The organism is Telluria sp. ZB2R32 (genome assembly GCF_059685715.1).
In genome coordinates, this window is record NZ_JCASIG010000001.1 from 858963 (window position 1) to 882755 (window position 23793).

The following is a 23793-nucleotide window of genomic DNA, read 5'->3' on the forward strand; positions in this document are numbered from 1 at the left end:
TTAATTTGTCCTCATCATGGTGAGCCGCGCACTCAAGGCCAGCGCGGCGTGGTCGGCGTCGGAAAACGGCAGCTTCTTGCCCTTGATTTCCTGGTAGGGTTCGTGGCCCTTCCCGGCCAGCAGGATCACGTCCTGTTTATTTGCCTGCTTGACGGCGGCCAGGATGGCAGTCGCCCGGTCTTCGACCGCCTGGTGCGGCGCACCCGCCGCGTCCATGCCGGCCACGATCTGCGCGATGATCGCGTTCGGTTCTTCGCTGCGCGGATTGTCGCTGGTGACGACCACCTGGTCGGCAGCTTGCGCGATCGCGCCCATCTGCGGACGTTTGCCCGGATCGCGGTCGCCGCCGCAGCCGAACACGCACCATAACTGGCCGCCGCGTTCAGTCGCGACCTGGCGCAGCGCGGCCAGCGTTTTTTCCAGCGCGTCCGGCGTGTGCGCGTAGTCGATCACGACCAGCGGCGCATCCTGGCCGCCGACCTGCTGCATGCGGCCTGGGGCCGGCAGCAAGGCTTCGATCGCCTCGACCGCGTTTTTCAGTTCCACGCCCTTGGCCAGCAGCGCGCCCAGTACCGCCAGCGCATTGCTGATGTTGAAGTGGCCGACCAGCTGGGTTTTCACCAGCAGGGAGCCCGCAGTTTGCTCACCCTGCGCCTCGAGCTGGAATTCGCTGCCCGCCGGGCGGCTGCGCTTGTTCGACGCGCGCAGGATGTTCACGCCGTCGATCGGCGGCTGGGTAGTGGCGTCGTGCAGCGTGTAACCGGTGATCGCCAGTGCGGGATTGGTCGCGCGCAGGTGCGCCACCAGGCGCTGGCCGGCCGGATCGTCGAGGTTGACGACGGCGGTCTGCAAGTCCGGCCATTCGAACAGCTTGATCTTGGCCGCCTCGTAGGTCGCCATGTCGCCGTGGTAGTCGAGGTGGTCGCGCGTCAGGTTGGTAAAAATCGCGACGTCGAAATGCAGGCCGGCGAGGCGCCCTTCGACCAGGCCAATCGAGGACACTTCGATCGCCAGCGAACGCGCCCGCGCTTCGCGCACGGCCGCCAGGCGGCTGGCGAGCAGCACGGCGTCCGGCGTGGTGTAGCCGGTGACGTCGAATTCCGGTTCGCCGCGGCCCTTGTACATGGCCACGCCCAGCGTGCCGATGACGGCGGCGGTCTCGCCCAGGCGCGCAAAGGCCTGGCCGAGCCAGACAGCGCATGAGGTCTTGCCGTTGGTGCCGGTGACGCCGACGGTGAACATGTCGGCGTCGGGCTGGCCGAGCACGGCATGCGCGATCAAACCGGCCTGCAGTTTCAGGTTCGGTACGGCCAGGTGCGGCACCGCGATGGCGTCGTCCCAGGCGAAATCGCGTTCTTCATGGACGACGGCGACGGCGCCATTGGCCACCGCCTGCGCGATGAAGCGGCGGCCGTCGGCGGTTTCGCCGGGATAGGCAAAGAAGACGTCGCCCGGCGTCACCTGGCGCGAGTCGGAAACGAGTCTGCCGCCCGGTGCGGCGGCAACGATCCAGCGTGCGGCATCGCGCTGGCGGCTTTCGAGCTGGCTAAGCGCCATCACAAACTCTCCTCGAGTGGTTCTTCCGGAATGATGATGTCGGTCACCGACGAATCGGGCGCGATGTTGGCGGCCCGCAGCGCGTTGGCCGCCAGGTCGGCGGCGGTCGGCGCCGCGACGCTGCCGCCGGTGCGCAGCGCGCCGCGCGGGTTGTCGATCATGACGGCGATGATGAAGCGCGGCTTGGACATCGGCGCGATGCCGACGAAATAGCCGATGTTGTCGGTGCGCGAGTAACGGCCGTTGACGATCTTCTCGGCGGTGCCGGTCTTGCCGCCCACGCGGTAGCCGGGCACCTGCGCCTTCGAGGCCGTGCCTTCCGGGCCGACCACCGATTCGAGCATGGTGCGCACCTGCGCCGCGGTCTTCGGCGAAATCACCTGCTGGCCGACCGGCTCTTCGTTTACCTTCACGAACGAGAGCGGAATGATGTCGCCGTTGCGCGCGAAGATCATGTACGAGCGCGCCATCTGCAGCAGCGACACCGACAGGCCGTGGCCGAAGGCCATGTTGGCGTATTCGATCGGCTTCCACGACTTCCATGGACGCACGCGGCCGGCGGTCGGGCCGGGGAAGCCGAAACGCGGCGCCTGGCCGTAACCGAGCTTGGTGTACATCTCCCACATTTCCTGCGCCGGGATCATCTGCGAGATTTTGACGACGCCGATGTTCGACGACTTCTGGATGATGCCGCCGACCGTGCGCACGCCGTAGTTATGGGTATCGCGGATGCGTTTGCCGGTCACCATCATGAAGCCGGGCGAGGTGTCGAACACGGTGTTCGGCGTGATGCGTTTGGTTTCCAGGCCGAGCGCCACGGTCACCGGCTTGATCGTCGAGCCGGGCTCGAAGGTGTCGGTGATGACGCGGTTGCGCAGCTGGGCGCCGGTGAGGTTGCGGCGGTCGTTCGGGTTGTAGCTCGGGTAGTTGGCCATGGCCAGCACTTCGCCGGTCTGCACGTCGAGCACGACGGCGCCGCCGGCCTGGGCATTGAACTTCTCGACCGCGTTCTTGACGCTGGTGAAAGCGATGTACTGGAGCTTGGAATCGACCGACAGCGTCAGGTCCTTGCCGTCGTGCGGCTCGCGCGAATAGCCCAGGTCTTCGACAATGCGGCCCAGGCGGTCCTTGATCACGCGGCGGCTGCCGGGCGCGCCGACCAGCGACTTTTGCTGCGCCAGCTCCATGCCTTCCTGGCCGACGTCTTCGACGTTGGTGAAGCCGACCATGTGGGTCATGACTTCGCCCTGCGGATAGAAACGCTTGTATTCCTTGCGCGTGTCGAGGCCGGTGATTTTCAGCTTTTCGATCCTGGCGATGACGTCCATCTCGACCTGGCGTTTCAGGTAGACGAAGGTGCGGTCCGAGTCGAGTTTCTTGCGCAGTTCCGCTTCCGGCATGTCGAGCAGGCCAGCCAGTGCGGCCAGCTTCTCGGGCGGCGAGGCCAGCACATCTTCGGGGATCGCCCACACGGCTTTCACCGGCAGCGAGGAAGCGAGCACCTCGCCGTTGCGGTCCATGATCTTGCCGCGCGTGGCCGGCAGTTCGAGCGTGCGCTCGTAGCGGCTCTTGCCCTGCTTTTGCAGGAACTGGGTCGACATGCCCTGCAGCCAGAGCGCGCGCAGGCCGAGCGCGGCGAAGGCCGCGAACAGCACGAACAGCACCACGCGCGAGCGCCAGTCGGGCAGGCGCACGGCCAGCACCGGGCTTTTGGAAAAGGCCATGCCCTTGGCGGCGGCGACGCGCCCGGTGGTGAACGGCTTGTCGCGCTTCATTGCACGCCCTCCGTCGTCAGGTACTGGGTGCGGGCCGGGGTCAGCGGTGTCATGTTCAGGTTGGTGCGGGCGATCTGTTCGATGCGCTCGTTCTTGCCGAGCGTGGACTGGTCCAGCTGCAGCTGGGCCCAGTCGATGTCGAGCTGGCGGCCGGTCTGCTGCAGGCGCTCGAGCTCGACGAATAAATGGCGCGCCTGGTAGCGCGCGTTGACAAGGGTCAGGCCGCAGGCGATCAGGCCGGCAGCCAGCACGATGTTGAGCTTGTTGCTCATTTAGCCGAACCCTTTGGCACGTCTTCGAGGCGCTCGGCCACGCGCAGCACCGCCGAACGGGCGCGCGGGTTGGCGGCAACCTCCTCGTCCGACGGCTTGATCTTGGCGATCAGCTTCATCTGCGGCTGCGGCAGGTCGACGGCGCGGATCGGCAGACGCCGGTCCGGTTGCGCCACCTTGGCCTTGCTGGCGAAAAACTGCTTGACCATGCGGTCTTCGAGCGAGTGGAAGCTGATCACCGACATGCGCGAGCCGGGCGCGAGCATGGCGTAGGCAGCCGTCAGCCCTGCCTCGAGGTCCTCAAGCTCTTTATTGACGAAAATCCGGATAGCCTGAAAGGTGCGGGTGGCCGGATCCTTGCCTTTTTCCCGGGTCTTGACCGCGTCTGCCACGATTGCGGCAAGCTGGCGTGTGCTTGAAATTGGCTCGACTGCCCGGCGAGCAACAATCGCCTTTGCAATCTGAAAAGCAAACCGTTCTTCCCCATAATCACGTATAACCTTTTCCAGTTGTTGTTCGGTCGCCGTGGCTACCCATTCGGCGGCCGAGAGTCCGCGTGTCGTGTCCATCCGCATGTCGAGCGGGCCATCGTTGCGGAAGCTGAAGCCGCGCGTGGCGTCGTCGACCTGGGGCGATGAGATACCGAGATCGAGCAGGATGCCGTCCACGTATGCCACGCCCTGCGCGGCGAGTGCCGTGCCCATCGTGGCGAAGCTGTCGTGGACGATCGAGAAGCGTGGATCGGCGATCTGCTGCGCGGTGGCGATCGCCATCGGGTCCTTGTCGAAGGCGACCAGGCGGCCGCTTGGCCCCAGGCGCGACAGCAGCAGGCGGCTGTGGCCGCCGCGGCCGAAGGTGCCGTCTATATACAGGCCGTCCTTGCGCCGGCCTTCTTCGAGGTTGAGCGCGTCAACCGCTTCGTCAAGCAGTACCGTGCGATGCAGCAGTTCGGGCACCGGAGTGTCAATCGTCATCCGTGCCTCAGAAAGAGAAATTGGAGAGTACATCGGGCATGCCGCCGGCAACGGCGGATGCTTCATCTTCGGCCAGCCTGGCGGCATCCCAGATCTCGAAGTGGCTGCCCATGCCGAGCATCATCACTTCTTTTTCCAGGCCGACAGCGGCACGCAGTTCGGGAGAAATCAGCACACGGCCGGCGCTGTCCATCTCGACATCGCTGGCGTTACCGAGGAAAATGCGCTGCCAGGCGCGCGCCGACATGGGCCAGGCGGCGATCTGGTCGCGGTGGGTTTCCCACACGGGACGCGGGAAAAACAACAGGCAGCCGTGCGGGTGGCGGGTCAGCGTGAGGCGGCCTTCGCATTGCAGCGCGAGGGCGTCACGATGCTTTGCCGGAATCGACATCCGGCCTTTCGCATCGAGATTGATCGCTGACGCGCCTTGAAACACGTTTTACCTAGCTTTGAAGATTTATCAGTTTAGTTGTTCTGGGCGCCGGGAGAGTCTATTTCCTCCCACAAAACTGCACTTTTTCACACCGTTTCCCACTTTAGAGGAAGCGTTGTTACTGGTCAAGCGAATTCCAGTAGGAAAAACCCGAATTTTGCCAATGAAATGAAGGACTTAGCGCGCAACGCTGAAGTAGTCTCAAGAGAAAATATCTCAGTAAATTAAGCACTTAGCGTAAAGAGTGAATGTCTTACCTCATCTAGACAGGTGGGTCACATTGTTGCTATTAGGAACATATTTCTGTAAAGACGCCTTGTATTCCAGTCACAGGAATCGCGCCGCTCCCGAGGGCGCAAAAATTGCAGATTCATGCCGGACGGGTTAGGATTTCTTATCGCCCGGCAGTTCGAAAAACGGGCTTGGAATTACTCGTTGGCAAGGAGTGATCTGTGAGTCTGACCATCGCGCGAACCCGTGCCGTCTACGACCTGCTCGACGTGCAGGATGCTCTCGACCGCAGCCGCGGCCGCTCGCCCGAACTCGACGCCTTTTATGAGCGCATGCTGGGCGCCGGCCCCGAGCGCTTCATCACCACCCCATCCTCGACCGACGCCCTGTCCCCGTTACTGGAAGAGTGCCCGAACTTCGACGCCGTGCTCGACGACCTGGCGCGCTACCTGCGCCTGGCCCACGCCGGCAACAAGGGGTTCAACGTGATGCCGATCCTGCTGCTGGGCGGACCGGGTGTGGGTAAGACCCATTTCGCCAAACGCCTGGCGCGCGCGCTGGGTACCGATTGCGAACTGATCAGCATGAACGCGCTGTCGGCCGGCTTCGTCATCACCGGCAGCTCCGCCAGCTGGCGCGGCGCCAAGTGCGGCAAGGTCGCCGAGCGCCTGGTGCGCGGCCAGTACGCCAACCCGGTGGTCGTGCTCGACGAAGTGGAAAAGGCGAGCGGCTCTTCGCAATCCGATCCGCTGGCAGCCCTCTACCAGTTGCTGGAACCGGAAACGGCGCAAGCCTTCCGCGACGAATTCATCGACGTCGAGATCGACGCCAGCCAGATCTTCTGGGTATTGACCGCCAACTCGACCGAAGGCATCCCGGCGCCGCTCTTGAACCGGATGGCGGTCTACGAGGTGCCGGCGCCGACACCGGAACAGTCGGCCGGCATCGCCCAGCGCATGTACGCCGACCTGCTGGTCGAATTGAACCTGCCCGGCTTCGACGCCCGCCTGCCCGATGCGGTGCTCGAGCGGCTGGCGCCAATCGCGCCGCGCGACTTGCGCAAGACCCTGCTCGACAGCCTGGGCTATGCGGTGGCCGGCGGGCGCGGGCACGTGGCGGTGGAGGACGTGCGCCTGCGCGTGGCGCCGGGACGGGGCCGGATCGGATTCTGAAAATCGCATCCGGTTCGCAGCTTCTCTCCACGAGACGGCAGGCGGCGCTAGAATGAGGCCATACCGTCAACCAGAGAGCCCCATGTCCGAGTTCGCCTTCACGCCACCCGCCACGCCTTCGCTCGCCGTTTTCGGCAGCAGCGCCCGCTTCCCGATCCGCCGCGTCTTCTGCGTCGGCCGCAACTACGCGACCCACGCGCGCGAAATGGGCAGCGATCCGAACCGCGAGCCGCCGTTCTTCTTCACCAAGCCGGCCGACGCCGTCGTGCCCGCCGAAGGCGCCCTGCCCTATCCGCCGGCGACGAGCGAGCTGCACCACGAGATCGAGCTGGTGGTCGCCCTGCGCGCCGGCGGCGCCGACATTCCGGCCGACGAGGCATTGAGCAAAGTGTGGGGCTACGGCGTCGGCATCGACCTGACCCGGCGCGACATGCAGGCCGCGGCCAAGGACACCGGCCGGCCGTGGGACATGGCCAAGGGCTTCGATGCCTCGGCGCCCTGCACCCCGCTGCGTCCGGTCAGCGCCTTTGGCCATCCGACCGAGGACGCCTGCATCCGCATCCTGGTGAATGGCGAAGTGCGCCAGGACGGCTGCCTGAACGAGATGATCTGGCCGATCGCCGACATCATCAGCCACCTGTCGCGCATGGTGACGCTGGCGCCGGGAGACCTGATCTTCACCGGCACGCCGGGCGGCGTCGGCGCCTTGCAGCCGGGCGACCGGGTGCATGGCGAGGTGGCGGGGGTCGATGAATTCGACCTGGAAATCGTCGAAAAGTCGTGACGTAGGGTGGGCTCCGCCCACGCGTGAAGCATACGTCGTGTCAGCGGCATTCATGGCGTCAACGCGGTGCATCGTTCCGCGTGGGCTCAAGAGCCCACCCTACGCAGCGCCGCCAGGAATTGCTCCGGCTCTTCGACGCTGATCAGCAGCGACGGCCCGCTCCGCGCCGGCAGGTACACTACCCGGCTACGGTCCGTCAGCAACGCAAACATCGCGCCGCCGCCCTGGCGGGCAAAACGTCCCGCCACATAGCCCGGCAGCCGGATGCCGGTGCTGCGCACGCCCAGCCGGGCCTCGGGCATCGATCCATACGTGCCGGCGCGCGCCTGCGCCAGGTCGAACTCGCCGATCAGACGCTCCTCCTGGAAGAAATGCGCGGCGTGCACGACGATCTTGCCGTCCTCGATATGCAGCGCGCTGTCCGACATCGTGTAGCCCAGCGCCGTCGTCAGCGGCACGATCAAGAGCGCGGCGCGCACTACGTTGCGCAGGGTACGGGCCGGGCCGTCGCGGCGCAGCACCAGCAGCGGCGTGGCGACGACCACCAGCGCAATGATGAACAGCGCCCAGTACACCCGGCGGTCGACCGCGGCAATCTCGAACGCCATCAATGCTCGACCCAGCCCTTGGCATGCTCGACCGCGCGCGCCCAGCGGCCCCGCAGTTCGGCGCGGCGCTCGGGCGGCATGGCGGGTTCGAAGCGGCGCTCGGCGCACCACAGGGCCTGGATTTCCTCGCGCGAGTTCCAGAAACCCTCGGCCAGGCCGGCCAGGTAGGCCGCGCCCAGCGCCGTGGTCTCGGTCACCAGTGGACGCACCACCGGCACGCCCAGTAGATCGGCCTGGAACTGCATTAATAAATCGTTGCGCGCGGCGCCGCCGTCGGCGCGCACTTCCATCACCGGGCAGGCCGCATCCTTCTGCATCGCCGCCAGCAGTTCCGCGCTCTGGTAGGCGATCGCCTCGACCGCCGCGCGCGCAATGTGCGCCCCGGTCGTCCCACGCGTCATGCCGACGATGGTGCCGCGCGCATACGCGTCCCAGTGCGGCGCGCCGAGGCCGACAAAGGCCGGCACCAGCATCACCCCGCCACTATCGGGCACAGAGGTCGCCAGCGCTTCGACCTCGTTCGATTCCTTGATGATGCCGAGGCCGTCGCGCAACCATTGCACGGTGGCGCCGCCCATGAAGACGCTACCCTCGAGCATGTAGTCGGTGCGGCCGTCGACCTTCCAGCCGATGGTCGCCAGCAGGCGGTTGCGCGACACCGGCGGCACGTAACCCGCGTGCATCAGCATGAAGCAGCCGGTGCCATAGGTGTTTTTCACCATCCCCTTGTCGTAGCAGGCCTGGCCGAAAGTGGCCGCCTGCTGGTCGCCGGCGATGCCGGACAGCGGGACCGGCGCGCCGAACCATTCTTCACGCACCTTGCCGACCTGGCCCGAACTGCGCACCACCTCCGGCAGCATCGCCTCCGGCACCCCGAACAGGTCGAGCAGCGCCGGGTCCCAGCGCATCGTGTGGATGTTGTAGAGCATCGTGCGCGAAGCATTGCTGACGTCGGTGACGTGGCGCCCGCACAACTGATAGGCGAGCCAGCTGTCGACCGTGCCGAAACACAGTTCGCCGCGTTCGGCGCGTGCGCGTGCGCCCGGCACGTGCTCGAGCAGCCATTGCAGCTTGGTGGCGGAAAAATAGGCGTCCAGTTCGAGGCCGGTGCTGCGCGCGATCGCGCGTGCGTGGCCCGCCTCGCGCAGGCGGTCACAGGCGCCGGCGGTACGGCGGTCCTGCCAGACGATGGCGCGCGCGATCGGTTCGCCCGTGGCCCGGTCCCAGACGACGGTGGTCTCGCGCTGGTTGGCGATGCCGACGGCGGCGATTTGGGCGGCGGACACGCCGCTGTCCGCCAGCACCTTGCGCGCGCAGGCGAGCTGGCTGTTCCAGATATCGAGCGCGTCGTGCTCGACCCAGCCGGGCTGCGGGAAATGCTGGGGATATTCCTGCTGGGCGCAGGCGACAACCTGCCCCTGGCGGTCGAACAGGATGGCGCGGGAACTGGTCGTTCCCTGGTCGAGGGCAAGGATATATTGTTGCGGCACGCGTCCTCCGCTGAAATTCAGTGTAAAGCAGGCCGATAGGCCGGATTCTGTGTAGTGGTCTCCCTTGCGGGACGCCCCTATGACAGCCATTCCTCTAGGCGCCGAATTACTCCGGCGCTCAAGCTTCCTACCCGCACGCTCCGCGAGCAACATCAACGCGTGCCTATTTGGAATTGCTCCGAGTGGAGGTTACCGCGTTTCACCGTAACTGAATACGCTCGTCTCTGTGGCCCTGTTCCTCGCCTTATACCACCGGCTTGCGCCAGCGGCTTTCGGCGGACGGCCGTTAACCGTCACCCCGCTCTGTGGAGTCCGGACCTTCCTCCCGCCGGTACCTTGCGGCACCAGCCAGCGGCTGTCTGGCCTGCTTCACGGGGTGCATTGTAACCGATGCACATACGCGCCGCCATTTCTGAAAATCGGTGTCGCCATTTGAAAAGCCCGGCGCGCATCGATTGCATAGAATGCCACGATGCCCGGCGCGGCCGGGGAACCAACAAGGATGACCGACACATGACGCACCCTTCCCGCACCGGCGGCCAGATCCTGGTCGATGCACTGCACGTCCACGGCGTCGATACCGCCTTCGGCGTGCCCGGCGAAAGCTATCTCGACGTGCTCGACGCGCTCCACGACTCGCAGATCCGCTTCGTCATCAACCGCCAGGAAGGGGGCGCCGCCTTCATGGCCGAGGCTTACGGCAAGATGACCGGCAAGCCCGGCATCTGTTTCGTCACGCGCGGTCCGGGCGCCACCAATGCCTCGATCGGCGTGCACACGGCCTACCAGGACTCCACGCCGATGATCCTGTTCATCGGCCAGGTCGGCAACGACTTCATCGACCGCGAAGCCTTCCAGGAAATCGACTACCGCCGCATGTACGGGCAAATGGCGAAATGGGTGGCGCAGATCGACCGCGCCGACCGCATCCCCGAATACATCGCGCGCGCGTTCCAGATCGCGACCAGCGGCCGTCCCGGTCCGGTGGTGCTGGCGCTGCCGGAAGACATGCTGGTCGAGACCGCGCGGGTGGCGGACACGCGTCGCTACCAGCCGGTGCAGGCCGCGCCTTCGCGCGCCCAGATCGACACCTTGCGCGCCATGCTGGCGGAAAGCCGGCGCCCGATCGTGCTGCTGGGCGGCGGCACCTGGAACGCGCAAGCCTGCGCCGACCTGCAAGCCTTTGCCGAAGCCAACGCGCTGCCGGTGGCCTGCACCTTCCGCTTCCAGGACCTGCTCGACAACGCGCACCCGCACTACATCGGCGACGTCGGCATCGGCATCAACCCGAAGCTGGCCGCGCGCGTGAAGGAGGCGGACCTGATCATCGCCATCGGCCCGCGCCTGGGAGAGATGACCACCGGCGGCTACACCCTGCTCGCGTCTCCCGTTCCGACCCAGCGCCTGGTCCACATCCACAACGATCCCGAAGAACTGGGCAGCGTCTACCAGGCCGACCTGATGATCGCCAGCGGCGCGCCGCAGGTGACAAGCATGCTGGCAGCGATGGAACCGGTCGACGCGGGCGCCTGGCGCCACACGGTGGCCGAAGCCCGTGCCGAACTGGCCGCGTACCAAGAGCAGCCGCCGATCTTCAAGGACGGCACTGCCCCGCTCGACCTGTGGCAAGTGGTGCAGGACATGATGGCCACCCTGCCGCACGATACCATCGTCACCAATGGCGCCGGCAACTACGCGTCCTGGGCGCACCGCTTCTACCGCTACGGCGGCATGCGCACGCAACTGGCGCCGACCAATGGCGCCATGGGCTACGCCGTGCCGGCCGGCGTGGCGGCCAAGATCGTCGACCCGCGGCGCACGGTCGTCACCTTTGCCGGCGACGGCGAATTCATGATGACCGGCCAGGAACTGGCCACCGCGGTGCAGTACGGCGCCGGCGTCATCATCATCGTCTTCAACAACAGCATGTTCGGCACCATCCGCATGCACCAGGAAAAGACCTATCCGGGCCGCGTGTCGGGCACCACCCTGCACAACCCTGACTTCGCGGCGCTGGCGCACGCCTATGGCGGGCATGGCGAAATCGTCGAACGCACGGCCGACTTCGCGCCGGCGCTGGCGCGGGCGCTGGAACATGCCAACGGCAAGGGGTTGCCGGCGCTGATCGAACTGCGCTACGACGGTAACCTGATCACGCCGAATGCGACCCTGGATGCCATGCGCCAGGCGGCGCAGGCGGCCAAGGCGGGCTGATGTAGGGTGGTCGGCTCCACCCGCCCGGATGAACAGCCTGCAACGGTAAAGCCGCCCACCCGTTACGTATGAACGGCCCGCGGCCCTGCAGGCACCATGCATGCGTTACGCGTGGGCGGCGTTCAGGCCGCGTGTCAATCACGCGTGAGGTGGAGCCGACCACCCTGCAAGTCCTGGCAACGCCACCATCACGGCCTGGACCTCCTACCCGGCCGGCATACCTCCACACCCCTGCTCCGATTGCCAAACGCAACTTTGCGCCAAACGGGCTATGCTGCTCGACAGCGGGCCACGTCGGTCCGCAGGCAGGCATGCGCTTCCCCAGAAGCGCGGAAGCAGAATAAAAGGAGAGACAGCACGTGAGCAACACCCCAGAAGTGGTCTTGTGCATTCCCGGCCCATGGGACAGCAGCAGCGCCCTGGCCGACGAAATCATCGCCAGCGGCACCGGTTATCTCCTTGAAGGAAAAGTACTGCGCGATACCGAGACCGGTTTCAGCTGCGAACTCGCGTTGCAGCGCGCCGATCCTGCACTGGCGGCCGATTTCGCCAAGGCCGGCCCGCATTGGGCCAGGACCGAAGCGATGGCCGACATCGACATGCACCGCACGGTCGCCTACCTGGTGGCGCCGGGCGGTTCGCGTGAAGCGGCCGATGCGATGATGCGCGCCGGCGCGGCCATCATCGATGCCGGCGGCCTGGGCGTGAAAGTCGACAGCACGGGGATCGCCCATGCGCCGGCCTACTGGATCGACATGAGCGAACAGCTCGAGGCCTTGACCGTACACCGGGCACTGGTGGTCTACGTGGCCGGCGCCGACGTGTATTCCTGCGGCATGCACAACTTCGGCCTGCCCGAGGCGATCACCAGCGCCGACAACAAGACCGAAGCGGCCGACATGCTGCGCTTTTTCACGCGCTACCTGCTCGAACATGCGCCCCGGTTCGAGGACGGCCATACGTTTTCGGTCAGCGCGGGCAAGCCGGTGTACCGGGTCGAACGGACCGCGGCGCTCGACTACGGGCCGGGCTCGCTGTTCAACAATCCCTACGGCGCCTGGCGCCTGACGCCGGTGGCCGCGGAAAAGAAGGGCAACTGGTGGACGCGCAATCGTCAATAGAACTCAGGGCGCCGGCAACAGTGGCTCCAGTCCGGCCGGCAGCGGGACAGGTCCATCGAAAACGCTCTGCTGCTCCGTCGGATGCGTGAAGAATAGCGCGACCAGCGCGATAAAAGCCCAGACGATGGCTTGGCGCAGCAGTTTCATGGCAACTCCTTTCTGTGTGGGCCGACGGATGTTTTACTGTAGAGCGGCGCCTGCACGCCTGCCAGTGCGCACGCTTGGCGCGCTCCAGGCCGTTGGACGACATGCGTGCCCGGCAGCGGAACTGTCGCGTTTGCGCACGCCGTCAGCATCCCTGCATGATCCCGTTCGTTGCCGATTCGTCAGTACGTCCCTCTGGTAGAATACGCGCGACCCTTTTCATCGTGCCGGTGCTCCATTTCCGGCATGTGCATGCAGCACCCGCCACCATTCAACCCATGTTTAGTTTCTTCAAAAGAAAAAAAGCCGCCCCTGAAACGCCGGCACCAAGCGATGCCGTGCCTGCGCCAGCCGCGCCCGTAACCATTCCGTCGCCTGCACCCACCCCTGTTCCGCCATCGCTTCCCGAAGCCGACCTCTTCATCGAAGAGACCGCCGAGCGCCCGGTCAGCGAAGCGGAAAAGAAAAAATCCTGGATGTCGCGCCTGAAGGCCGGCCTGTCGAAAACCTCGAGCAACCTGTCGCTGCTGTTCGTCGGCGCCCGCATCGACGAAGACCTGTACGAGGAACTCGAAGCGGCCCTGCTGATGTCGGACGCCGGCATGGACGCGACCCAGTTCCTGCTCGACAGCCTGCGCCGCAAGGTCAAGGAAGACAAGCTGCTCGACGCCGCCGCCGTGAAAGCCGCGCTGAAAACCCTGATGGTCGAGATGCTGGCGCCGCTGCAAAAGCCGCTCGAACTGGGCCGCCACGAGCCGCTGGTGATGATGATCGCCGGCGTCAACGGCGCCGGCAAGACCACCACCATCGGCAAGCTCGCCAAGCACATGCAGCGCTCGGATCAATCGGTGTTGCTGGCCGCCGGCGATACCTTCCGCGCCGCCGCGCGCGAACAATTGATGGTCTGGGGTCAGCGCAACAACGTCACCGTCATCTCGCAAGCCTCGGGCGACCCGGCCGCGGTCGCTTTTGACGCGGTGCAGTCGGGCAAGGCGCGCGGCGTCGACGTCGTCATGGTCGATACCGCCGGCCGCCTGCCGACCCAGCTGCACCTGATGGAAGAGCTGAAAAAGATCAAGCGCGTGATCGGCAAGGGGATGGAGGGCGCGCCGCACGAAGTCCTGCTCGTCATCGACGGCAACACCGGCCAGAACGCGCTGGCACAGGTAAAAGCCTTCGACGACGCGCTGCAGCTGACCGGCCTCGTGATCACCAAGCTCGACGGCACGGCGAAAGGCGGCGTGCTGGCCGCGATCGCGCGTACGCGTCCGGTGCCGGTGTACTTCATCGGCGTCGGCGAAAAGCTGGACGACCTGCAGCCGTTCGATGCCGAAGAATTCGTCGAAGCACTGCTGGGTTGAGAGACAAGCGCCGATGATCGAATTCCACTCTGTCTCGAAAAAATATTCCGTAGAGGCTACTGCCCTGCGTGAAGTTTCCCTCAACATCAACAAGGGCGAGCTGGTCTACCTGGCCGGCCCGTCCGGCGCCGGCAAGTCGACGCTGATGAAAATGATCGCCGCCATCGAGCGCCCGAGCAGCGGGCGCGTGATCGTGTTCGGCCAGGACATCGGCCAGCTGACCAAGGCCGGCATCCCCTTCCTGCGCCGCAAACTGGGCCTGATCTTCCAGCACCAGCGCCTGCTCAACGACCGCAACATCCTGGCCAATACGATGCTGCCGCTGCTGGTGTCGGGCGCGCCGAAAGCCGGCGCCGAGCAGCGCGCACGCGCCGCACTCGACAAGGTCGGCCTGCTGGAGCGGGCCAAGGCGCATCCGCTCGAACTGTCCGGCGGCGAGCAGCAGCGCGTGGCGATCGCGCGCGCCATCGTCAACCGGCCGCAGATCATCCTGGCCGACGAGCCGACCGCGAACCTGGACCGGGTGGCGGCCGACAAGGTGCTCGACGCCCTGCGCGCCTTTCATTCGGTCGGCGTGACCTGCCTGATCTCGACCCACGACGAGCAGGTGCTCGACGGCGCGGCACGCGTGATCCGGCTCGAACACGGCCAGCTGGTGCCGCATGTGGCTGCCAACCGTGGAGGTGCGGCATGAGCCCGTGGTTCCGCGAGCACCGCTTCGCGCTCGGCTCGGCGCTGACGACCCTGCGCAAGGCGCCGGGCAGTTTCCTGTTCAACGTGCTGGTGGTCGCGGTGGCGCTGGCGCTGCCGTTCGCCGGCATCACCCTGCTCGACAACGTGCGTCCGATGTCGGAGCAGCTCTCGGTCGATCCGGAAGTGAGCCTGTTCATGCGGCCCGATGCGCCGCGCGAGGAAGCGCTGGCGCTGGAGCCGCAGCTGCGCCAGATCCTGCAGGGCAGCCATGCGCAAATCAACTTCGTGCCGCGCGAGCAGGCGCTCGACGACCTGAAAGAGCGCAGCGGCCTGTCCGCCGCGCTCGACACGCTGGGCGTCAATCCGCTGCCGGACAGCTATGTGATGAAGCTGGACGGCTTTTCCAGCGCGCGCGACGCCGCCCGCATCGACAACATCGTCGAGCAGATGGGCGCCCTGCCCCAGGTCGACACGGTGCAGGTCGATTCGGCCTGGGTCAAGCGCCTGGCCGCCCTGCTCGGCATCCTGCGCCTGGCCCTGCTGCTGTTGGCGATTACGCTGGGCGTGGTCGTGATCGCGGTGGTGTTCAACACGATCCGCCTGCAGGTGCTGACCCAGCGCGAGGAAATCGCCGTCTCCAAGCTGCTGGGCGCGACCGACAATTTCATCCACCGCCCCTTCTATTACACGGGCGCCCTGCTCGGCCTGTGTGCCGGCGTGGTGGCCCTGGGTGCGGTGATGCTGGCGCTGAACCCGCTGAATGCGGCGATTGCCGAGTTCGCGCGGCTGTACGCGTCGGAGTTTCAATTGGCGCCGCTGGGCGTGCTGGAAGTGGCAGGCTTGCTGGCCATCAGCGCCGGCCTGGGCTTGATCGGCGCCTTGCTGTCGGTGCAACGGCACCTGGCGCGCATGCGCTGAGGGGTTCTCTCTTCGTCACGACGGGTGATACGGCGCAGGCCGTCTCACCCGTTTTTGTTTCGAGGCCATATTGTGGCTTTATGCAATATCGCACGTCCCCGCTTGTAGGCATGCATGCCGCCGCTACGCCAGACAGCGGCGCATTTGGCCGCCGATCGCCTTCTTTCGTGCGCCAACTAACAGAAACGGGCTATCCGCTGCCCGTAACCTGAGCCCTGACCGCTCACGCAAGCCCAGCGCATTTGATCAATCTCAACAGTTTTACAAGTTTCTGCTCTACAGTAAATTAGCGATTTTTCGATTCTTTCAAGAAATACTTTGACGAACCTTAAACGCCCGGCCGTTTTTGGCAGGTCGCTAGCACTCCTACATGGGGAGTGCTAATATATGTTCTCAAGCGAAGGTATACAAGGTCTGAAAACGCATTCTGTACACAATCTGTAACACGTGTACAGTCCGCATCCGGGATGTCCCGGCGGCGTAGACGATGCAGCAAAGATTATTTACGGGGAAAAATATGATGTCCGCACAATCCGCATTGGTTCCGACCAGCAATCGTGCCCTGAACCTCGGTTTCACTGGCAATCTCGGTAACATCGACGCGTATATTTCCGCCGTCAACCGCCTGCCGATGCTGACCCACGAGGAAGAGGTCTCGCTGGCTAAGCGGTTGCGGGATGCGAACGATCTCGACGCCGCGCAAAAGCTGGTGCTGTCGCACCTGCGCCTGGTGGTGTCGATCGCGCGCGGCTACCTCGGGTATGGTTTGCCGCACGCCGACCTGATCCAGGAAGGCAATATCGGCCTGATGAAAGCCGTGAAGCGTTTCGACCCGAACCAAGGCGTGCGCCTGGTGTCGTACGCCATGCACTGGATCAAGGCCGAGATGCATGAGTACATCCTCAAGAACTGGCGCCTGGTCAAGGTCGCCACGACCAAGGCCCAGCGCAAGCTGTTCTTCAACCTGCGCAGCAACAAGGTGGGCCTGGATGCGATGACCCCGACCCAGGTCGACGACCTGGCCAAGCTGCTCGACGTCAAGCGCGAGGAAGTGATCGAGATGGAAACCCGCCTCTCGGGCCGCGACATCGCCCTGGAAGCGCCGACCGACGACGAAGACGACAAGTTCTCGCCGATCGCCTACCTGTCGTCGGACCAGCAGGAGCCGACCCGCGTGCTCGAAGCCGAGCAGGTCACGCGCCTGCAGTCCGAGGGCCTGGAAACGGCGCTCGGTAAACTCGACCCACGCTCGCGCCGCATCGTCGAAGCGCGCTGGCTGGCGAACGACGACGGCTCCGGCGCCACGCTGCACACGCTGGCCGAAGAGTTCGGCGTGTCGGCCGAGCGGATTCGCCAGATCGAGTCGGCAGCATTGAAGAAGATGAAAGGTGCGCTGGCGGCCTACGTGTAAGCCAGTCAGTCACTCCAGCAAGACACGGCGGCCCCGCGAGGGCCGCTTTTTTATTCGCGTTGCGTTGCAGTGATGCCGCGCCGCGTGGTAGCGACGGGTGAAGGCGGGCATGCCCGCCCTACGGTGACCCATATCGTTGGCCTTTGCGTAATGTAGGGCAGGCATGCCCGCCTACGGCGCTCGATCATCGCTTGCCGTCGATCTCGCAACCAACGGTCATGCTCTCGGGCCGCGTGGTAGCGACCGGTAAAGGCGGGCATCCGTAACGTAGGGCAGGCATGCCCGCCTACGGCGCTCGATCATCACGTACGCCGGCCAGCCTTAAGTCTTCTCCATCTGCTGCCTGGCATACCCCGCCCCCGACCCGTTCGGCGTCAGCTCGAGGTAGGTTTTATAGGCCGCGCGCGCCTTGGCCTTGTCCCCTGCCCTGAAATACGCGTCGCCCAGGTTCATGTACGCAATCGCCCGCGACGGGTCCATCTTGACCGCATTCTCGAACCACCTGGCCGCTTCCGCATACTTCTCCTGCTTGTAGAAAACGAAGCCCAGGTTGTTGGCCGCCAGTGCGAAGTTCGGCCGCAATTTCAAGGCCTCGGTGAACTGCGCCTCCGCCTGCGCGTACTGCTTTTCCTTGTACAGCAGCAGCCCCTGGTCGTTCGCCCGCTGCGCCTTCTGGCGCTCCGACACCGGCAGCGCGGCCGGCGCGGTGATGCGCGTTTCGCCGCCCTGCAAATCCTTGACCACGACGCTGGCCGCCGCGGTCGACGCCTGCGCATCGAGCCTGGTGTTCAGCGCGATCGCCTCGTTCGACAGCTGGGTGGTCGCGGTATTCAGGAATTCGCTTTCTTCCGGCAGCTCGAACACGAATTCGCCGCCCTCGGAACCGGGCAGGCTGCCAAAGGCCGGCGTCTGCTGCGACACGCTCGACACCGCCGGTGCGATGTACGCGGCCAGTTCGGTGCCCGTGATCAGGCCGTCGCCGTTCAGATCGCCCTTGCCGCCAAGCGCCTGCAGCAGGGTCCAGGTGAACACCGAATGGCCGTTCGGGCCGCCGTCCGACACCAGCTGGTCGGTACCGCCGGCGGTCAGCATTTGTCTCCCCAGGCGGCGCGCGTTATCGCGCAGGAATGCGCCGTTGGCGCCGCCGCGCGTCAGCCCGAGGCCGCTGTAGCACGCGTCCATCACGAACAGCGCGTGCTTGGCCGGCAGGCTCTCGGCGATGTTCTGGATCTCGGTCATCGGGATCGCATCGGTCGCCAGCTTGTCCGGGTCGGCGTCGACCGGGACGATGTAGCCCAGGTCGCGCCCCGAACTGAGCTTGCGCGTGGCGCCGTGGCCGGCGAAGAACACGAAGATGCGGTCGTTCGGCTGCAGCCTGCCGTGCGCCAGGCGGTCGTGGAAGGCGGCGAGGATGCCGGTGCGCGTGGCCTGCTCGTTCTTCAGGGTGAGCACGCGCTCGGGCGCGAAGCCGAACTTCTGCACCAGCATCTGCCCAACACCCTCGGCGTCGCGCACGGCGTACTGCAGCTGCGGCCATTTCTGGTACTTGTCGATGCCGACCACGATCGCCCACGAATTGGCGTAGCCGGTGGCCGCCGCGCGCGGCACCGCTGCCGGCGCGGCCTGGCCCGCCACGGTGAAGGTGTGCCCATCCCAGCCGGCAAACTGGTAGCCCTCGGCCGTCAAACGGTCGAGGATCGCGGGCAGCGCCTTGACGGTGCGCTCGTGGATGTCGTGGAACAGGATGATGCCGCGCCCTTCCTTGTCGACGGTGCGCAGCACGCGGTCGGCGATCGACGACGGCACCGGATCGGCCCAGTCCAGCGAATCGATGTTCCACATGACCGACTTTAAATGCGCGTTGTCGAGCGCCTGCATGCCCTCCTTGTTGCGCGCGCCGTAGGGGAAGCGGAACAGCGCCGAGCGCTCCGGATCGACCGCTTTCAGCAGCGCGTCGGTATGCAGGATCTCGGCCTTCAGCCCCTCCCCGGTCTGCTTCGACAGCTGGGCGTGCGAAAAGCTGTGGTTGGCCAGCACGTAGCCGGCCTGCTTCAGGCGCCGGCTGACCTGGGCGCCGCCATTCAAGGTGGTCTTGCCCTGGGCATCGAGCGAACCGATGTTGCGGCCGACGCTGAAGAAGATGGCCGGCGCGTTGTACTGCTTGAGGATGGCGGCGATCTCCTCGCTGTAGCGGCGGTGCGGGCCGTCGTCGAAGGTCAGCACGATGGTCTTTTTCGGCAGCGCGCGGCCGAAGATTTCCGCTTCTTCGCGGCCGGCTTGCGCAGGTTCCTGCGGTTCCGGTTTCGACGGGTACGGCAGCACCACGCCGTAATCCTTCAGGATGCCCTCGCGCTGGTACAGCGTTTTCAGGTAGGCGACGTAACTGTCCCACTTCTCGCGCTTGAGCGTGATCGCGCGCGACTCGAACCGCCCGAACACGGCGCGGATCTCCTTTTCGTAATTGCGCTCGATCTCGGCCAGGGCATCGAGGTCTTCCGACACGCGCTTGTGCAGTTTGATGGCCGGCAGCGAGGAGTCTTGCGCGATCTGCCCCAGCAGCGACTGCATCACTTCGCGGAAGGCCAGGCGGTCGGCATCGTACAGGCCCGCGCCCGATTCGACGTAATCGAGCACGCCGCCGATCGCCTCGAAACGCGCGGGACTGCCTGAGGCCAGCAGCCGCGCCAGCGCGCCGTCGAGACGGGCGATACGCTCCTGGTTTTCATGGAACAGCTGCTGGCCGACGCGGTTGGCCTGCTCCCTGGCGTCGTTCGACAGCGACCCTTCATCCTGGGTCAGGACGATGATCTTGCGGTAGGCGGCGAGCAGGGATTGCATGTCGGCCGAGATGGCGCTGACGTCCGTGGCCGGCTTGGCCGCCAGGGTTGCCGGCGCCGGGGCTGGGGCCGAAGGTGGAGCGAATGAGCGGGTGCCAACGATCAGGCTGCCGGCCGCGGCGCCGGCCAGCGCGGCGACGCCGGCGACGTAGTACAGGAATTTGCGTTTCACGGGGATTGGCAGAATTAGTTTTATTCTGGCAACAATAGCATTGCGCATTTGCTGTGTGAGCGTCCTGTGCGGAAAAAGTGGCAATTGTCTCAACAAGGCGACAGTCTGTACGGCGGGCTCCGTCCACGCGTGCGGCGTGACCAAGACTTGCGGAGGCTGCGCCGTCGCGCCAGCGTCATTGGCCCCCACAAATTATTGATACATCGCAATTGCCATAACGCGAGGTCCTCCTTGCGTTTTCCCTGCGCTATCTTGATCGATGCTTGCTTTTGCGCACGACGCAAAACTCGACAGCATCGTGACGCGCTCACCGCTGCCACGATTGTTTAACGCGACGACGGAACTGCTGACCATGATGCCTGCCTTGCTGAAACAACTGACTTCCGCATTGGTTGAATTTTCCAGCACCACCAGGCGGTATGCGCTGACAGTCGAGGACAGCGGCACGGGGCCAAGTGCAGGCGAGCTGTTGGTCGAAGCCTTTTTCGCCAGCGATGCGGTGCAGGAGCTTGGTGCGCGCGACGTCATCGTCTTGTCCACCAGCGCCCATGTCGCGCTCGAGACCTTGCTCGGACAGCAGGCCAGCCTGACTGTCAGATTGGCCGATGGCACACGCACCAGTTTTGACGGCGAGATTAGCGAAGTGGCGATGCTGGGCAGCGACGGCGGGTTTGCCCGTTACCGGATACGCATTTCTCCGTGGCTCTGGCGCCTCGGCCAAGTGCGCAACAGCCGTGTATGGCAAGACAAGACCGTCATCGAGATTGTCGACGCCGTATTCCAGCCCTACCTCCCGTTGGCACGCTGGCGCTGGAGTGACGAGGCAAGGCAGTTCATGGGGCGCGCTGTCCCGCGCAGCTATTGCTGTCAATACCGCGAGTCCGATTTCGATTTTTTGTGCAGGATACTTGCCGACGAGGGGCTGTGCTGGCGCTTCGAACAAACGACCGACGGTCCCGGCATGGTCTTGTTTGCCGAAAGCGACCGGCTGAGCGCGGTACCGGAAGACCCAAGCAGCAAGCGCGGCGCCGGCGTGCGCTACCACGGCGCCCATGCCGTCGAGGCGAACGATACGGTACAGGCGCTGACCGAACAGCGGCGCCTGCATGCCTCGCTTGCGACCGTGCTCAGCCCCGACTATCAATCCCGGCAGTCCGTTGCTGCAAGCTCTCCCACCCGCATCAAACGCATGCTTGCACTGCCCACGCTCGAAGCGTACGACCAGCCCGGGCAGTATGCGTTCGCCAATCGCGAGCAGGCCGCACGTCACGCAGACCTGCATATGGAGGGACTTGAAGTACGCGGCCAAGTGTGGCGTGGTCGTTCCACGGTGCGCACTTTGCGTGCCGGGACACGCCTGACTATCACCGGCATGCCGCTGAAAAAGCTTGGCCCAGCCGCTGCTTTTACCATCCTGCGCGTGCGCAGCATCGGCGTCAACAATCTGCCGCCTGCGGCCCGGCATGCGCTGGACGAATTGTTCGGCCCGACCCCTGAATTGCTGCAAGAATGCATGCCCGCTGAACAGCCGGAAGACATGGCGCTGGCCATTGCACAGGCCATCGAATCGGGCTATGCCAACTGCTTCGACGCGATACCGGTGCAATTTCCATGGCGTCCGCAAGCGCCCGGCAAAGATGGCCGCAGCCATGCAAAACCGACGGCACAAGGCTCGCAAACCGCGCTCGTCATCGGTCAGGACGGCCTCGATACGCCAAGCGGTGCAGACGAACTCTACTGCGATCGAATGGCGCGCGTACGTATCCGCTTCCACTGGCAGGATAGCGGCGACGCGAGCTGCTGGGTGCGCGTGGCGCAGCGTTCCGCGGGCGGCGGGATGGGCTGCCAGTTCCTGCCACGCATCGGGCAGGAAGTGCTGGTCCAGTTCCTTGAAAACGATATCGACCGGCCAATCATCGTCGGCGCGCTGTACAACGGCCGCGGCGAAGGCGGCACTGCACCCACGCCGGGCGGGCGGCGCGATACCGTGGGCGACAGCTCCGTGTTCGCACGTGCGCATGATCACGCGACTTCGGCACAAGGCAATCTTGCCGGCGGCAATAGTCCGGTCTGGCATGGCGCGGCCAGCGACAGCGCCAGCCATCGCAACGACGCCGCGCAATGGGGCATCCGCAGCAAGGAGTTCGGCGGTACTGGCTACAGCCAGCTGCTGTTCGACGATACCGATGCGCAAGGACGGGTGCAACTCAAGTGCAGCCATGCATCGAGCGAACTGAACCTCGGCCATTTGATCCACGCCGCCGACAATTACCGGGGCAGCTTTCGCGGTCTCGGCGCGGAGTTACGCACCGATGCCTACGGCGCCATCCGCGCAGGTGCGGGACTGCTGGTATCAAGCTACGCGAGCGTTCACAGCGCGTCCCGGCGTGACCCAGCCGGCGAAAACGCGCCCGGGGCCGCGATGCTGCAACAGGCAGTGAAACTGGCGCAGTCATTCCACCTGGCTGCCGTGGCCCATCAGACAGTCGGCCTGGCCACGCATCCAGGGGCCGCGCAGGCCGGCGCGAGCCTACTGGACGGTACCACCGCGCCGCTCGCAGCCATGGCGCAGGCACTGGCGGGTGCGGTCGACCAGAGCAGCCTCGCTGGCGCAAAAGGCGACGCGGCGGCGCGCAATACTGCAACCGGCGCCACAAAGTTGCCGCACCTGGCTGACCCGCTCATCGCTATTGCAGCAAAAGATGGGCTCGGCGCGGTCGCCGGGCAAAGCCTGCAGTTTGCAAACGGCGAAACCATCGCGTTGTTGAGCGGGCACGATACGCAGTTCGTCGCTGGCGGCCAAATGCGGGTTCACACCGGGCAGGCGATTGGCCTGCTGGGTGGTGCAGTCAAGGCCGGCGACGGCGGCCTCGGCCTGCAAATGATCGCGGCCAGGGAGGCGATCGACGTCCAGGCGCAGAGCGATGAACTGAAGGTGCAGGCGCGCGACGACATCAATGTCATCAGCGCGAATGCCCACATCGACTGGGCTGCGGCCAAGCGCATCAGTTTATCGACGGCGGGCGGTGCGAACATCACGATCGAGGGCGGCAATATCACGGTGCAGTGCCCTGGAAAAATTAAGGTGCATGCCGGGAAGAAGAGCCTGATCGGGCCGGCAAGCCTGAATTACCCCGTGCCTAAATTGCCACGCTCAACCCTGGAACAGGTTCCCCTGGAGTTCAGGATGCGCCTGGCTGACACGCCCGGTCCGAATGGCCACCCGCTGGCGAATACGCCGTGGGTGATTGCCTATGGCGAAATGCCTTATGGCCTCGGCTCCATCGACGAGGAACAGCAGATCGCGCAAGGCCGCACTGACGACAAGGGAAACATTACCCTGACGAAGGATGAGCAAGACCGGCTCGCGGCGGCGTATGCCCAACAGCCCGACCGCACCTGGCTGGTCTATCCCGGGCATGTCGCGCGAGTGGACGTGCATACCCAGTCATCCGACTGGGACGAGAAGAAGAAATTGCTGCAGGCCCTGCATGCAGCCGATTTCAGCGCCGACCTGCACGCATCCCTGTTTGGCGACGGGGCGCTACCGCAAACCCGGTATGCGAAAGAAGCCTTCGAGGCACCTGCATCCGACGGCATTTTTCCCAAGGTGAAGACCTGATTCC

Annotated in this window: 18 protein-coding genes and 1 other RNA gene; 9 read left to right on the forward strand and 10 right to left on the reverse strand. The window is 65.2% G+C overall.

Annotated elements, in window-relative coordinates:
* The 5 genes from AC56LG_RS03680 to mraZ are packed head-to-tail and all read right to left on the reverse strand — an operon-like array spanning position 1 to position 5014.
* Positions 1-1557 carry a UDP-N-acetylmuramoyl-L-alanyl-D-glutamate--2,6-diaminopimelate ligase gene (locus AC56LG_RS03680; RefSeq protein WP_497165015.1) on the reverse strand — a complete coding sequence of 519 codons (1557 nt, stop codon included), beginning with the start codon at positions 1555-1557 and terminating at the stop codon, positions 1-3.
* Positions 1557-3332, reverse strand: a complete 1776-nt coding sequence (locus tag AC56LG_RS03685; protein ID WP_497164773.1) for a peptidoglycan D,D-transpeptidase FtsI family protein — start codon at positions 3330-3332, stop codon at positions 1557-1559. The genes AC56LG_RS03680 and AC56LG_RS03685 overlap by 1 nt, the downstream gene beginning before the upstream one ends.
* The gene (gene ftsL / locus AC56LG_RS03690; RefSeq protein WP_497164774.1) at positions 3329-3604 is read right to left on the reverse strand and encodes a cell division protein FtsL; all 276 of its coding nucleotides are present in this window, start codon (positions 3602-3604) and stop codon (positions 3329-3331) included. The genes AC56LG_RS03685 and ftsL overlap by 4 nt, the downstream gene beginning before the upstream one ends.
* Positions 3601-4578 (reverse strand): 16S rRNA (cytosine(1402)-N(4))-methyltransferase RsmH, encoded by a 978-nt coding sequence (gene rsmH / locus AC56LG_RS03695; RefSeq protein WP_497164775.1) that lies wholly within the window; start codon positions 4576-4578, stop codon positions 3601-3603. The genes ftsL and rsmH overlap by 4 nt, the downstream gene beginning before the upstream one ends.
* Positions 4579-4585: 7 nt before the next feature.
* On the reverse strand, positions 4586-5014 hold the full coding sequence (gene mraZ / locus AC56LG_RS03700) for a division/cell wall cluster transcriptional repressor MraZ (RefSeq protein ID WP_497164776.1): 429 nt from the start codon (positions 5012-5014) through the stop codon (positions 4586-4588).
* A 449-nt stretch (positions 5015-5463) separates the two neighbouring features.
* Here mraZ and AC56LG_RS03705 point away from each other — a divergent pair, with 449 nt between their 5' ends.
* Together AC56LG_RS03705 and AC56LG_RS03710 are read left to right on the forward strand one after the other, a co-directional pair.
* Positions 5464-6414 carry an AAA family ATPase gene (locus AC56LG_RS03705; protein WP_497164777.1) on the forward strand — a complete coding sequence of 317 codons (951 nt, stop codon included), beginning with the start codon at positions 5464-5466 and terminating at the stop codon, positions 6412-6414.
* Between the two features lie 82 nt (positions 6415-6496).
* On the forward strand, positions 6497-7198 hold the full coding sequence (locus AC56LG_RS03710; protein WP_497164778.1) for a fumarylacetoacetate hydrolase family protein: 702 nt from the start codon (positions 6497-6499) through the stop codon (positions 7196-7198).
* A gap of 86 nt (positions 7199-7284) precedes the next feature.
* Here the strand turns inward: AC56LG_RS03710 and AC56LG_RS03715 are convergent, their stop codons facing one another.
* The 3 genes from AC56LG_RS03715 to rnpB form a co-directional block, all read right to left on the reverse strand.
* The gene (locus tag AC56LG_RS03715; protein WP_497164779.1) at positions 7285-7806 is read right to left on the reverse strand and encodes a PH domain-containing protein; all 522 of its coding nucleotides are present in this window, start codon (positions 7804-7806) and stop codon (positions 7285-7287) included.
* Positions 7806-9296 (reverse strand): glycerol kinase GlpK, encoded by a 1491-nt coding sequence (gene glpK, locus AC56LG_RS03720; protein ID WP_497164780.1) that lies wholly within the window; start codon positions 9294-9296, stop codon positions 7806-7808. The genes AC56LG_RS03715 and glpK overlap by 1 nt, the downstream gene beginning before the upstream one ends.
* 20 nt (positions 9297-9316) lie before the next feature.
* Positions 9317-9667: RNase P RNA component class A (rnpB, locus tag AC56LG_RS03725), an RNA gene on the reverse strand.
* A 142-nt stretch (positions 9668-9809) separates the two neighbouring features.
* On the opposite strand from rnpB, the gene AC56LG_RS03730 reads away from it, so the two are divergent.
* Together AC56LG_RS03730 and AC56LG_RS03735 are read left to right on the forward strand one after the other, a co-directional pair.
* A complete protein-coding gene (locus AC56LG_RS03730) occupies positions 9810-11510 on the forward strand; it encodes a thiamine pyrophosphate-binding protein (protein ID WP_497164781.1) in 1701 nt (566 codons plus the stop codon).
* A 359-nt stretch (positions 11511-11869) separates the two neighbouring features.
* Positions 11870-12631 (forward strand): DUF4261 domain-containing protein, encoded by a 762-nt coding sequence (locus AC56LG_RS03735; RefSeq protein WP_497164782.1) that lies wholly within the window; start codon positions 11870-11872, stop codon positions 12629-12631.
* Between the two features lie 3 nt (positions 12632-12634).
* On the opposite strand, the gene AC56LG_RS03740 is transcribed toward AC56LG_RS03735, so the two are convergent.
* Positions 12635-12778, reverse strand: coding sequence for a hypothetical protein (locus tag AC56LG_RS03740; RefSeq protein ID WP_497164783.1), 144 nt, complete (start codon positions 12776-12778; stop codon positions 12635-12637).
* 275 nt (positions 12779-13053) lie between these two features.
* Between AC56LG_RS03740 and ftsY the strand changes: the two genes are divergently transcribed.
* From ftsY to rpoH, 4 genes are all read left to right on the forward strand, one after another.
* On the forward strand, positions 13054-14136 hold the full coding sequence (gene ftsY, locus AC56LG_RS03745; RefSeq protein ID WP_497164784.1) for a signal recognition particle-docking protein FtsY: 1083 nt from the start codon (positions 13054-13056) through the stop codon (positions 14134-14136).
* Positions 14137-14149: 13 nt separating this feature from the next.
* Entirely contained in the window at positions 14150-14830 is a 681-nt protein-coding gene (locus AC56LG_RS03750; RefSeq protein ID WP_497164785.1) for a cell division ATP-binding protein FtsE, read from the forward strand.
* Positions 14827-15747, forward strand: a complete 921-nt coding sequence (gene ftsX, locus AC56LG_RS03755) for a permease-like cell division protein FtsX (RefSeq protein ID WP_497164786.1) — start codon at positions 14827-14829, stop codon at positions 15745-15747. The genes AC56LG_RS03750 and ftsX overlap by 4 nt, the downstream gene beginning before the upstream one ends.
* A 517-nt stretch (positions 15748-16264) precedes the next feature.
* Entirely contained in the window at positions 16265-17158 is an 894-nt protein-coding gene (gene rpoH / locus AC56LG_RS03760) for an RNA polymerase sigma factor RpoH (protein WP_192049850.1), read from the forward strand.
* 321 nt (positions 17159-17479) lie between these two features.
* On the opposite strand, the gene AC56LG_RS03765 is transcribed toward rpoH, so the two are convergent.
* Positions 17480-20167, reverse strand: coding sequence for a polysaccharide deacetylase family protein (locus AC56LG_RS03765; RefSeq protein WP_497164787.1), 2688 nt, complete (start codon positions 20165-20167; stop codon positions 17480-17482).
* A gap of 352 nt (positions 20168-20519) precedes the next feature.
* Here AC56LG_RS03765 and AC56LG_RS03770 point away from each other — a divergent pair, with 352 nt between their 5' ends.
* Positions 20520-23789 carry a type VI secretion system Vgr family protein gene (locus AC56LG_RS03770; protein WP_497165016.1) on the forward strand — a complete coding sequence of 1090 codons (3270 nt, stop codon included), beginning with the start codon at positions 20520-20522 and terminating at the stop codon, positions 23787-23789.
* Positions 23790-23793: the final 4 nt, after the last annotated feature.